Source organism: Paenibacillus sp. GL_099_B (genome assembly GCF_057835695.1).
This window is the reverse complement of record NZ_CM174430.1, coordinates 984,816-997,410: the sequence shown is the minus strand read 5'-3', so window position 1 is coordinate 997,410 and position 12,595 is coordinate 984,816. Positions and strand designations below refer to the sequence as shown.

Here is a 12,595-nt window from a genome sequence, read left to right as displayed (position 1 = left end):
ATACTGACATTCATTTTTGTTCATTTTACGTGAATCTCCCCCATCTGTACAATGAGGCTCAGTAGTTAAGTTTTTGTATACACAAGGAGGAATTTTGAAAATGAAAGCTATTATACATTCCGGCCATAGCGGCCTTGAAGGTCTTCAATATACAGAGTCAACATCTCGGGCACCAGAAGCCGGTGAAGTACAGATCCAACTGAAATCTGCTGGAATTAATCATCGTGATCTGTTCATTATGGCAGGACGTACATTCCAAGACTCACCACTCATTCTTGGTTCCGATGGAGCAGGTGTAATCATAGCGATTGGAGAAGGTGTAGAGGACTTATCCGTAGGTGATGAGGTCATTATCCACCCTACTCTCGGTTGGGACCACGCAGTAGACGTGCCCATTGTGCCCGATATTGTAGGAGGCCCTTCGGATGGAACTCTCGCACAATACATCACGCTGCCTGCCAGAAATGCCTTGCCCAAACCCTCTCATCTATCCTGGGCGGAAGCAGGAGTGTTGTCCCTTTCGGCTTTGACAGCATACCGCGCCTTATTCACTCGTGGCGGACTTAAGCAGGGTGAACATATCCTTATTCCCGGTATTGGCGGCGGTGTAGCGACCTATGCCCTGCTCATGGCCGTAGCTGCTGGTGCCAAGGTAACCGTTACATCTAGAAGAGAAGCCAAGAGACATGAGGCTCTGCGTCTGGGCGCTTTCCAAGCTCTGGACAGTCATGCAGACTGGAGTCTGCAGAACGATCTTGATCCTGTTGATTTCATCTTGGATAGCATCGGACAAACCATGTTCCCAAAATATTTTGATATAATCAGACCAGGTGGCCGTATCGTGATGTATGGCGCAAGCTCGGGAGATGATCTGGCTGTTCCAATCCGCTCGATCTTTTTCCCGCAAGTTAGCCTGATTGGCACCTCCATGGGCAGCCGTGAAGAGTTTATCCAGATGCTGCAATGGGTGGAGAAGCATGATATACATCCTGTGATCGATAGCATATATCCGCTACAGGACACAGCGAAAGCATTCGAACGTATGGAAAAGGGAGAGCAGTTTGGCAATCTTGCTATACTCGTGGAGTGACATCTGGTTTTAGATGGACCTTCATTAATTAGGTAAAATCATTTTACGATAATGGGGTGAATCCATCTGACCCGTCTCGCTAAACGTACAGTAATTGTTCTTGTCGCGATTATACTTTTGGCCGAAATTCCGATGTTGAAAGCAACCTTTGCCCGCGGGGTAACTACGCTATATGTGAACATAAAGTACCCCGAACGCTCCTTTCAATACAGGGAATTCATCTATGAATCTCATTTTGGAAGCTATCTCATTTCTTATGCTGATCAAGAAGAACAACTCATTTGCCTGATGCTTGAGCCCAAATTTTTACCGGTGATCGTTACGTATGTTCCATTGGATCAACCCATGAAAGACTAGTTTGTTCACTCTATGAATCATTCAGGAGGTATCGATATGTCTAACCATTTGCATTTGGTCGAAAGGGTTCGCAAACTGATGAATGCGGAAGGAACCGAAGATGAACTGGATGACATGTTAACCGAGTTACAGCAGCAATTGCCTTACGCGGAGATCAGCAATCTGATTTTCTGGGATGATCGAGACCTGACACCCGAACAGATTGTGGAGGAGGCGCTAGCTGCTCGTCCAATCATTCTTCCGCCCAGCCCTTAGTTCTTATCCTATTAAATAAACATCACAAATCCAGGCCAACCCTCCCCAACTTCCATATTTTCGTTATAATGTAAACAAGACATCAGGAAAACGGGAGGAGAATTATGGAAACGGAAGGTTTACGCAACGTTGAGAAGCTGGCGCTGAAGAAACACAAGATTTACAAACAAAGCTTGATCAGGTACCTTGCACGCTCCATGCTCGCCAGCATGTTTATCGGGTTTGGCGTCATCGTGGCGTTCAAGACGGGCAATTTCTTTTATATGGAGGATTCCCCTTTTACATACCCTATGGCTGCCCTCACGTTCGGCGCGGCAATTATTCTGATCGCTTATGGTGGCGGTGATTTGTTCACTGGAAATACGTTCTACTACACCTATGCCGCCTTACGCAAGAAACTGAAATGGTTCGAAGTGGTGAAGCTGTGGATCGCGAGTTACAGTGGGAATCTGATGGGTGCGGCGGTATTTGCCTTGTTAATCTACCTGACGGGTCTGTTCGATTCATCTCAGGTGAATGGTTTTCTGCTGAGTGTCGTAGAGCACAAGATGGAGGCACCAGCCATGCAGCTCTTCTTCCGGGGCATTCTGTGTAACTGGCTCGTATGTTTGGCGTTCTTTGTGCCAATGTTCATGAAGGAGAATGGTGCAAAAATGTTCGCCATGATGCTCTTTGTCTTCTGTTTCTTCATCTCGGGATATGAGCACAGCGTCGCCAATATGTGTACGTTTGCGATTGCGCTGGTACTGAACCATCCAGGGACGATCTCATTCGGCGGGGTTATTCATAACCTGATTCCGGTCACGCTCGGCAATCTGGTGGGCGGCGTGCTGTTGATGGGCTTCATGTATTATGCGGTGAACAAACCGTTTCTGGACGAAGAGACACACTAATCTTTGGGCAAAAAAAGCCCCCTTACTGGCCCGGTCACCTGACCTTGGCTGGACGGTAAGCCAGACCACAAACACCCGCGCAACCTTTCCATCCTGTGATGAAGGTTGCGCGGGTGTTTGTTTATGGGCAGGTTCCCTATATACCTGCCCTCAGTTCTACCTGCCTTGTACCAATGGGGCTACAAGGCTTGGCTCCGTAGCTTAGTTATACTCACGCCACGGAATATATTCAATATCGTTGTCGCCACGCGTGACCACGATCATATTCTCGATTTTGCCTGTATCCTTGTTGGTTCGGTAAATCATCGTACGCGTCTCGCCTTCTTCCGGCACGGAGAACAGGAACTTGTCCGCAACAAAGGAGGAACCGAGCCCTGTCGCATGTTCTGTAAAGGCAGATCCGCTCTTGCTGGTCAACAGCAGTCCGATTCCATAAGCTGTAGCCGTTTGTGCTCCTTTGCCAAAGAGATGCTCCCCTTGACTGGTCGTATGGGTTTGTTCCCAATACTCGTATTTTTTCGTATCCTTGTTGTAATCCACGACGTTACCCTGTTTATCCAAGCTGATGCTGGTCGTTTCACCCTTGTCGCTTTTAACCTGATACGTACCTACAATCGAATCCTCGGTAATTTTCACCGTCTTGCCTGTGTTCGGATCGGTTTGATAGATTTCGTCCTCATATTGAAGCCGAATAACGTTCATGCTGGCCTGAAGCTGCTGCGCCAGTTTCTCGTCACCCATTTCCTCGGCTTTCTTCAACATTTCCTCATAGTTTTTGTAATCCTCGGCGTCCTTCTTATCCCAATCCTCCATATTCTCCGGAGGACCTGACGTTTTGCCCGAGCCATCACCTTTATGTTTACCGAGGGACGTAAGAGTCTGTGCCGCAGCCAAAGCCACCATAAGAGCCTTGTTCACAACATCTTCATCCGTGGTGCGGAAACGCTCGGCAATTTTCTTGAGTTCGGATTGGATGGACAAGACCAGCTCAAGAACAGACTTCATTGTAGCTTGGGCCGTTGCATAATCGTTATAAAAGCGCTCCCGCTCCATTCCGTCCCAATTGCTGCGCATGACACGGATCTGGCTATCCAATGTGGACATAAACCCCGACAATTGCTGATGTGCCTGGGCGAATTGCCCACTGACTGTATCCAGTTGTTCCGGTGTTACCTTAATCTGTGTCATCCTGCACGCTCCTCTTCGTCATATTCCTCCTATTTCGTGGTCCACCGTTCTTTATCTTGCAGCCTGATCTGCCTTGATCTCCAGATGCAGCAGCGGAAACGGATTACCGGAACCATCCAACTCGGAACGACCCATTTGTACAAATCCCATTTTCTCGTAGAATCGGGCTGCTCCAGCATTCTGCTCATTGACATCCACCTTGAGGTGACGACCTTTGATGTTAAGGGTATGGTTGATCAGAAGACGCCCCAGGCCCTGCCCGTGCTGACTGACATCTACAAACAACATCTCAATAAAGTTATCATCCAAACCGATAAAACCAACGGGTTCATTGTCAGCATCCAGCGCTTCCCATACCTCGACTTGCCTTTGCTGCAACACGTCGCTCACTACTTTTTTATAGAACTGGATGTGATGTTCTTCCAAAAACGTATGTGTTGCCCGAACGGCTCTCTCCCAAATCTCTACCAACTTGTTATGATCCTGTTCACGATATGAAGTGATTAACATGTCCAACGTATTCTCCTTTTCCTAGAAAACAATTATGTAAACATTCGATCCTGCGATTGGACTTGGTTAATACATCAAATTTTATATAACTCTACGTATATTTTACCATGCCCAATACTCAATCTGTACCCACCATTACCAATCTTGAGACAGCTTTTTACTGCTATTTAAGGATTCCTTACCAAAAAAACAGAAAATAAAAGGCAGCTAAAGTCACCTTGACCCTGGTGCTCTAGCTGCCTGATATTCGATAAGTTCACTCGGCATCATCAATCTAATGCCGCTTGGCTGCAGCATCATTCAACATTACTAATCAATGCTGCAATTGTGCAAGGATTTGCGGGTCCTTGATCTTCTTGTCTTCAGCCAATAACATCACTTTGGATAAAATTTCTGCCGTTCTCGGATCTTCATCAAGGAATGGCAGGAATATTCTGCCTCGATGCTGACTGTGCACAGGAACGATATGAAGCGCGCCCGTCGCCTGTTTGAACACATTGCCGCTGCCAAGATGAACGGCATACTCGCCCAGTTCACCATCAATTCGAGCGTAATTTCCATCGAGACGTACGTTATCGACCTTCAACAGACGCAGTGACTCATTCACAATCACATGACGCATCTCAATCGTGGTCAAGCTGGCTTCCGGATCTACTCCGCCAACATGCGCAACGCTAACCACCAAATCAATATCACGCATGACTTCCGAGAAGAAGACCGGCGGTACATCCTTCAACGCAACAGGTTTATACGTTTTTCGATCATAGAACTGCACCGTCTCCAGAGTAGGCGCTTCTGTATCTGCGGGCGAGAACCAGTCTGCCATGGCATAGAGATTTGCAATCAGATTATGCTCATAGCTTACCTTTTGTAGCCCTTCCTCATAGCTGACGGTCCATTGACGTCCTTTAAGCAGAGCAACTGCTTTTTTCGGCTGAATCTGATAACCTGCATACCGACGGGATACCGTTCCATTAGCCAGCTCATCCTCATTTGGAAGATAGAGTTCACGGAACACCTGCTTGAATGGCTGACGTTCCTGACGGTTGAACAGATCCCGTTGGAATTCACTCCAGCTTCCACTCTGGAACAGATGCAATGGATGCGCAATCAGTAGGCGATCATGTGCCGCCAAGGTTTGTATCGTGCTTGTCGAATCATCCGAAGCCGGAGTAACCAACCCACCGGACGTTACATCGAATCTTCCAAGCTTGTCATCTGCTTGGAACACAAGCGTGCGAACCAGTGGACGAAGAACCGGATTCTGCAGCAGACTTGAAATTTCCTCACTCGTAAAGGATGTTCCTGCCGTCATGGAACGCTCCAATTCCTGTCTTGCCCGGCGATACTGATCAACCAGATCCGTTTTTAATTCCTTCAATTCGGCGATGTATCCATCTTTCTTGAACCGAGCAGGTACAGATTTGAGTGTTTTCCCTTTGCTTACGATGAGCAGTTCCGGCTGGCCTTCTTCATCAATGACCAATTGGGCTGTAGTAGCCTCATCCAGTTCATGCGGCTCAAAATAGGATTTCATCTCATCCAGCTTGCGAGCTTCCATATCCCACATCAGCCGGGTAACATCGGCATATCCTGCATTACGGGCAAGGTTGCCCAGCGCTATCTGGGATACCAGACCTTCACTGGCACGGCGCTGTGCACCAAACTGTTTGCTCTGCATCAGAAATTTCTGAATGAAGTCGTACCGCTCACGCAGATCCTGTTCCCGTTCTTCAGCAAACGGAATCAGGCTGTAGGTCAACAAATGATCTTTATTGCGCTTATCTTCCACGGACTCACGCATATCTTCAAGTTTCAGCTTCCCAAGTGCCGCATCCGCGAACAACTGTGATCTGCGGTGATTGGCTCCCCCGGAGATATATTTGGCACAATCGTACAACAGGCTGAACCGCTCCTCACCGACGGCCTCGTATGCCTCCTCGAACCATGCGATATCAAATGCGCCTTCGTTAAAGTCCTGAGGTGAAATTGGAGAATAATGAGCCACAATGGTTTCCTTTTCAGCAGTGAACCGTTCATTAATATGGGCATGGAAGTACCAGGCTGCACTTCGCAGTCCTTCCCATCCGAGATGCTTCGCAACAATCTCCATCCATTGCGGCGCGTACATTGCAGCTTCCATGAGCTTCTTCTCCTGGATGGGATGCTTCGCCAGCAATTGTCCCAGCAGTACTTCGTCCTCTCCATCACGCGGATGGCAAACCTGGATCAGATGGCTGAACGTTTCTTTACGTGTCGTATTGTCACCGTAGCTGTAGATATATCCACGGACAAAGGTATCCTGATCCATGGCAGCAACGAGATGCACCCAATGCTCCATACCTTCAATGCGTTCAAGCTTCATGGCCAGCGTACTTACTTCTGTTGAAAGCTCTCCTCGGGTCAACTCAATCTCCAAAACTCGTTCAACAACTGTTCTTCGCAGTTCTGCCAATACCGGTTTCTCCGTAATCCAGTCGGACCGACTGGATGTCAATTCCCGAATAAACAGGGCACGAGACTCTCCCACAAGCAGCTGCTTGTAGACTTCCTGTACATCAATGAAGTCCAATTCATAGGCACGCAGGTAATCGTTCAGAGTGAGGAAGGAACCTCGGTTACTTTCCTTATTTAATCGGTCGAATTGGCTTAGCGTCTGGAAGTATCGCATGAAACTGTTATCGTCATATACACGATCCCGGACAATATAGAACCATGGGCCAGACAAAAGAGCGAGCATGCCCGATTCCTTTTCCATTTGTTCCTCAGGCATCATTTTCATCAGCGCATAGAGTGTCCGCTCAGCTATTTCAAATGTATCTGACTTATCACTGTCCTCATAAACGGCCTCCATCAGCGTTTTCACCTGATCTGCGTAACGAAGCTCACTGACCATCTTTTTCATGTCCTGGATATATTGAACCGGATAGACCTCTTCGGCAAATTCCTTGCGCCATCCTTCCAGCAGCCAGTGTTTCTCCATTTCACTATATTCGTATATGGTGGAGTAGTAACGGTAATAACTATCCAACTTCTTGTTCAGATCCTCCAAACGGATCGCAAACAAAATTTGCAGCAGTTCTTTACTATCCAGACCACTCTTCTGAACATATTCTCCCCATATGTTATGGAGAGGGAACTGCTCCAATAATTTTATATCTTGCCGCTGATCATAAGGAATGAAGACCATAGCACGCAATGTCGCACCTACAAGCAAGGTTTCTTTGTAGCCCGCATAATATTCTGCCTCGTATTCATGGTCTCTGTGCTCATGTAGCAACGCATCCAACCCTTCAATAAACTGCTTCACTTTTTCCAGGGAAAGGGTAAACATGTCCTTCGGCTTGAAGCCCCCGAGATCACGTTCTTCCTGAAGCAGTGGGTTTTCCCATGAAGGATCATACAGGCCGAATCCATTAGCCGCCGTATACCTGCTGCTCTGCTCTGTAAGCTTGTCCAGCAGCTTCTGCTCCTTGGCTGTTGGAGTCTTGATTAACGCTATGATTGGCTGCATCTGCTCCTGCTGCTCCGTGCGTTGTGGATCTGCGGAGATCTCGGTCAACAGTTCCAGCGCACCCAATCGTTGCAGTTCAGTTTTGGATTGTACAAGTCGTTTCAGGGATACCATCAGCTGATCGGTTGGCTGAAGCAATAACACCTGAATGGTCTTCTGACGCAACGATCCCGTTTTCAGTTTGAGCAACGCCTCCATTTGCAGCATCTCTTCGAGCGTAAGCGTCAGCAGCTTGGCTTTGAGCAGAGCATTCTCACGGTTGTTCATGCTCTTATCCGACAGACTGTCAAAAATAAACTGTCTTTGTACTTCATTCTCGGGATGATGGACAAACTGGGACAACAATTCTCCTCGCAAATCCGGGCTTAGCTTGTCTTTGAGCGCAATGACCTCGCCAATCCATTCCGGGTCCATGTCATACGCAGCAAGGTATAGCATTTTTTTCACTATATCATCCGGATCGATCCGATATTGAACAAATTCAAGAACACCGGATGGCCCACCTGCACCTCCCTGCGGAATGTAGGCCAGCATTTGTTTAAACAGATCAAAGTCACGCCGACGCACGGCTTTATCTTCAAAAACAGACAGCGGCCAGACATGAACACTACGTTGATTCTCCCCATTTTCAAAGCTCCAGTTAAACATGTACATGGCATCATAATTCTCAATCACCCAATGCAGCAACTCCAGATCCTGTACTTCAAGATACTGACGTGCCATGTTTAAGCGCAGTCCTCTGTTCTGACTGTTAGCAAGTACGTATTGTGCAACAATCTGCTGATATACTTGCCCGTGATCCATGATTTGGATGACTTTTCGCTCCAACTCATTCTCTTCGATGATTGCCGTTGCCCAGAGACTGATAAATAATTGGTTTGCATTGGCGCTTTCCTGCCATTCCTCTCGCACCGCAGGATCAGTCAATGCTTGATGTGCTTGTGTAATTAGTTGCGCAGCAACACGCTGATTCGCCGCTTCAATTCCGATCCCTGTCCATACGGCGAGCGCTCTCACCACTGAACTGAACCGAATCAAGTTGTTGTCGATAATTATTTTTAATATGTATATATACGCCTCAAGCGTTCCTTCATCCATCCGTTCCACAATGCTTTGACGCAAACCCTCCTGCAGTCTGGCTGCTACCAGCAATTCCCCAACCATCTGGTAAGCATCCACCTGATCGCTCATAAAGATACCTTTGATCATTTCAGTGGTCAGCAATGCATTCTGATTGTCGCCATAAATAATATCATGCAGCGCCTGCTTCATATCCCCGGTTTCATGATCCAGTTCATAGGCAATGCAATCCGGTATAACGGCTCTAACCTCATGAAGATAATCAAACTTGTACTCCCGAATGGATACATATTCGTTCAGAGAAAAGTCATGCATCTCCATACGGAACAAGGCAATCATTTTACGAAGAACCTGTCCTATATGCTGTTCGGGATCGGTCGTACGAAATGGTCTGCGCTCATAATGTTTGCTATATGGAAAATTCACGGCACGTTCTGCAATGTAACGGAATCGAGCCAGGAAGGATCCACTGACCAGTTGCTCCAATACATCCAATAATGGACGGAACAATGGAGTTTTCGTCTCATCATACATACGTTGCAATTGCTGCTCTGCATCCAAATAGGCCTTTTCGTCTTCGCGCAAATAGGTAAATCCAGCCATCTCTGCAACATAGCCCGCGAGTTCCTGCTCCACACCCTTCAGCGATTTCACTTTTTCCTGCAACTCTTGTTGATACTGTTGAACTTTATCTTCCTGATTCATTCCATTCTCCTCCTCGTCACTCTCTACCACAGACGCCCGGCAAGCATTGTAAAGCGAATAAATACCACGTTATCGTCTTCCTTTAAAATCAACGGCTCATCCAGTGCCTGCAACTCTTCCTCATTGAGAAACACTTTAAATAACCCATCTTCATATGCGGTTACAGCTGTATCCATGGCGCCTTCTACATCGGGAACCCCTTCGTTATATATCGTGCCAAAGCCTACTTTTCCTGCTGCTCCCTGCTCTTGAATGTCCTCGGGCATCAGGTAGGCAAGCCATTCTGCTTCATTCTTCTTGTCCTGAAGAGCCTTGAGCTGTTGAGCCACCATGTTCTTAATAAGCTGTCTCAATGTATCGGTTGTTTCCGGAAGTTCGGCAGCCTGTTTGGCAAGTGCCGGCTTGCGTTTACCCAGACTTTTCACCGTAATCCATACATTCACTGCTTACCCTCCTATGTATAGCTTTATGTTAGAAGAAGCCTCTATCAGCCCTTATATCTATACCACCATGGAAAACGGACCAAACTTAAACTTCGTCCTATTTCGTTATCCATTCAATTATGCGTACATATGTGCCCCTATTGAACATTTTAACGAATATCCCGACCATATTCATGGGCCATTCCTCATGTTTACATGCAACCAGCGAACTAATGACCTATATAGCACTTTCGCAGCCGGAACAGCCTTCCCACAGCAAATAAAAAGAGAACAGTGCGCCCTAGGGCAGTCACTGCTCTCTGTAAGTTTACGATGAATATTTCTGCAAAATAATGACCGCATTATGACCACCGAAGCCAAATGAGTTGGACATGCCAATCTTCAGGTCAGCTTCTCTTGCAACGTTGGGTACATAATCGAGATCACATTCCGGATCGCTCTGCTCTTGATTGATTGTCGGTGGAATGATGCCGCTACGCAAGCTTTGAATGAGCGATATGGCTTCCGCCCCACCAGCCGCACCCAGCATATGTCCGGTCATCGATTTGTTTGCTGTTACCGGAATATGATAAGCTTCCGCACCAAACAGCTGCTTAATTGCTCGTGTCTCGGAAAGATCACCCGCTTCCGTACTGGTAGCATGAGCATTAATGACATCAATCTCATACGGCTGAAGCTGTGCATCCGCCAGAGCGGCTTTCATGGCCAAGTATGCACCCCGCCCTTCCGGATGGGTCGCTACCATATGATACGCGTCTGAACTGGCACCATAACCTACGATCTCTGCAAGGATGTTTGCACCTCTCGCAAGGGCGTGGGACAAAGACTCCACAACCAAGACTCCTGCACCCTCAGCCATGACAAAACCATCCCTGCCTGCATCAAATGGTCGACTCGCTCCTTCGTACGCTTCGTTTCGTGTAGATAGCGCCGTCGCATTACCGAAGCTTGCCAGTGATACTTCGGTGACAGCTGCCTCCGTCCCTCCAGCAAAAATCACGTCTGCTCCACCGTGACGGATCAGCCGGAAAGCCTCACCTATCGCGGTGTTGCCGATCGAACAGGCTGTCACTGGCGAGAGAGTGGGTCCCCAACAGCCAAATCTCATGCTCACCATAGCCGCAGCCATATTGGATATCATCATGGGCACCAGTGTTGGACTGACTCTTGCAGGCCCACGTTCAGACAAGAGTTTGCCTTGTTCCATCAGGGTCTGGATTCCGCCGATGCCGGAACCGATATACACGCCAACGCGCTCCCTGTCCACATTATCCATTACGAGACCGGAGTCAGATAAAGCCTGATCTGCTGCCGCAACAGCAAATTGCACGAACCGGTCCATACGCCGTGCTTCCTTCCGTCCAAACCGTTCTTCTCCGTCAAAATCACGGACCGCCCCTGCTATCTTCGTCTTATAGGAAGTTGTATCAAACGCTTCAATTGGCGAAATTCCCGATTTCCCTTCCACCAATCCATTCCAAAATGTATGCACATCATTCCCCAAAGGAGAGATAATCCCCATTCCTGTAATAACAACACGCTCCATAATACATCCTCCTTTAGTGCTCTTTCCATACTTGTTTAGTTAAGTTATGCACTTATATTGCCATTCGTATTATCCTATTACAAGTTGTCAATTATAATAGTATAATGACTACCATGATAAACTCAGGAACGAAGGTGATGGAATGAACCATGATGTCAGGCTGCAAGCACTGTCCGCTTTTCTGAAAAACCAGCGTTCCAAAATCTCTCCGGAATCCGTCGGATTACCCGCGGGCTCCCGGCGAAGAACGCCTGGATTAAGAAGAGAAGAAGTATCCCAATTGGCAGGTGTGAGCACAACATGGTACACCTGGCTTGAACAGGGCCGAGATATTCAGGTATCTCATTCCGTATTGGATAACATCGCCTCAGCTCTCAGGCTGACAGCGGATGAACGGAAGTATTTGTTTTCCCTTGGTCTGGATTACCATTCGGAACTTCATATCCTGGATGAGAAGCCACTCCAAATTCATCCCTCCTTGCAGAAAATATTACAGGAACTTCGCAATTGTCCCACAATCATCTCAGACCGACGCTGCCACATTGTTGGTTGGAATGACGCGGCGCGACATGTGTTTATGGACTTTGAACAGATTCCTGCTGAACAGCGGAACATGATCAGCTTGTTGTTTGAACGAAAGGAATTTCGGAGACTGGCTGTCAATTGGGAGGATTTTGTTAGCGGATTCCTGGCTATTTTCCGAGCTTATTACGGTCAGTATGTCGATGATGAATGGTATAACTTGTTTTTGGATGACATGATGGACAGATATCCCGATTTTCAACCCCTTTGGAAACAAAGCAGTGTTAGCAGCGCCCCGGACGTGTTGATTGAATTTAGACATTCCAAAGCTGGCAAAATGCTTTTTGATCTTACCTCACTTCAGGTTCAGGGAAATGCCGATTTGCGGTGCAGTATCTACACACCTGCAACGGACACTGCTACCGAGCGTAAATTGATCCGCCTCATGGAGCCAAAGGTAGAACCTGACTCTGACAAAAGCTGATGCTGCTC

The 12,595-nt window shown here is 47.5% G+C and carries 9 protein-coding genes; 4 read left to right on the top strand and 5 right to left on the bottom strand.

The features are described from left to right. Positions 1 to 100 precede the first annotated feature (100 nt). The 3 genes from AC3ITG_RS04640 (at position 101) to AC3ITG_RS04630 (ending at position 2,595) form a co-directional block, all read left to right on the top strand. Positions 101 to 1,090, top strand: coding sequence for a quinone oxidoreductase family protein (locus AC3ITG_RS04640; protein ID WP_489252952.1), 990 nt, complete (start codon positions 101 to 103; stop codon positions 1,088 to 1,090). A 393-nt stretch (positions 1,091 to 1,483) separates the two neighbouring features. Further along, a complete protein-coding gene (locus tag AC3ITG_RS04635) occupies positions 1,484 to 1,702 on the top strand; it encodes a bacteriocin immunity protein (RefSeq protein WP_489252951.1) in 219 nt (72 codons plus the stop codon). 104 nt (positions 1,703 to 1,806) lie between these two features. Further along, positions 1,807 to 2,595 (top strand): formate/nitrite transporter family protein, encoded by a 789-nt coding sequence (locus AC3ITG_RS04630; protein WP_053784134.1) that lies wholly within the window; start codon positions 1,807 to 1,809, stop codon positions 2,593 to 2,595. A gap of 201 nt (positions 2,596 to 2,796) precedes the next feature. On the opposite strand, the gene AC3ITG_RS04625 is transcribed toward AC3ITG_RS04630, so the two are convergent. The 5 genes from AC3ITG_RS04625 to fabF form a co-directional block, all read right to left on the bottom strand. Continuing rightward, positions 2,797 to 3,783 (bottom strand): WXG100 family type VII secretion target, encoded by a 987-nt coding sequence (locus AC3ITG_RS04625; protein ID WP_090952727.1) that lies wholly within the window; start codon positions 3,781 to 3,783, stop codon positions 2,797 to 2,799. A 51-nt stretch (positions 3,784 to 3,834) separates the two neighbouring features. Next, positions 3,835 to 4,293, bottom strand: coding sequence for an acetyltransferase (locus tag AC3ITG_RS04620; protein ID WP_063566042.1), 459 nt, complete (start codon positions 4,291 to 4,293; stop codon positions 3,835 to 3,837). A gap of 313 nt (positions 4,294 to 4,606) precedes the next feature. After that, the gene (locus AC3ITG_RS04615) at positions 4,607 to 9,592 is read right to left on the bottom strand and encodes a DUF4132 domain-containing protein (RefSeq protein ID WP_489252950.1); all 4,986 of its coding nucleotides are present in this window, start codon (positions 9,590 to 9,592) and stop codon (positions 4,607 to 4,609) included. Between the two features lie 23 nt (positions 9,593 to 9,615). Next, complete coding sequence (locus AC3ITG_RS04610) at positions 9,616 to 10,035, bottom strand: hypothetical protein (protein ID WP_063566044.1); 420 nt, start codon at positions 10,033 to 10,035, stop codon at positions 9,616 to 9,618. Positions 10,036 to 10,342: 307 nt separating this feature from the next. Continuing rightward, positions 10,343 to 11,581: a beta-ketoacyl-ACP synthase II gene (gene fabF / locus AC3ITG_RS04605; protein ID WP_489252949.1), complete on the bottom strand. Its 1,239-nt coding sequence runs from the start codon at positions 11,579 to 11,581 to the stop codon at positions 10,343 to 10,345. A 142-nt stretch (positions 11,582 to 11,723) separates the two neighbouring features. Between fabF and AC3ITG_RS04600 the strand changes: the two genes are divergently transcribed. Then, the gene (locus AC3ITG_RS04600; protein WP_099855384.1) at positions 11,724 to 12,587 is read left to right on the top strand and encodes a helix-turn-helix transcriptional regulator; all 864 of its coding nucleotides are present in this window, start codon (positions 11,724 to 11,726) and stop codon (positions 12,585 to 12,587) included. Positions 12,588 to 12,595 lie beyond the last annotated feature (8 nt).

Coding starts and splice junctions, on each gene's coding strand:
- AC3ITG_RS04615 (WP_489252950.1), bottom strand. CDS start 9,592: ATGAATCAGGAAGATAAAGTTCAACAGTATCAACAAGAGTTGCAGGAA.
- AC3ITG_RS04635 (WP_489252951.1), top strand. CDS start 1,484: ATGTCTAACCATTTGCATTTGGTCGAAAGGGTTCGCAAACTGATGAAT.
- AC3ITG_RS04630 (WP_053784134.1), top strand. CDS start 1,807: ATGGAAACGGAAGGTTTACGCAACGTTGAGAAGCTGGCGCTGAAGAAA.
- AC3ITG_RS04620 (WP_063566042.1), bottom strand. CDS start 4,293: ATGTTAATCACTTCATATCGTGAACAGGATCATAACAAGTTGGTAGAG.
- AC3ITG_RS04600 (WP_099855384.1), top strand. CDS start 11,724: ATGAACCATGATGTCAGGCTGCAAGCACTGTCCGCTTTTCTGAAAAAC.
- AC3ITG_RS04625 (WP_090952727.1), bottom strand. CDS start 3,783: ATGACACAGATTAAGGTAACACCGGAACAACTGGATACAGTCAGTGGG.
- fabF (WP_489252949.1), bottom strand. CDS start 11,581: ATGGAGCGTGTTGTTATTACAGGAATGGGGATTATCTCTCCTTTGGGG.
- AC3ITG_RS04640 (WP_489252952.1), top strand. CDS start 101: ATGAAAGCTATTATACATTCCGGCCATAGCGGCCTTGAAGGTCTTCAA.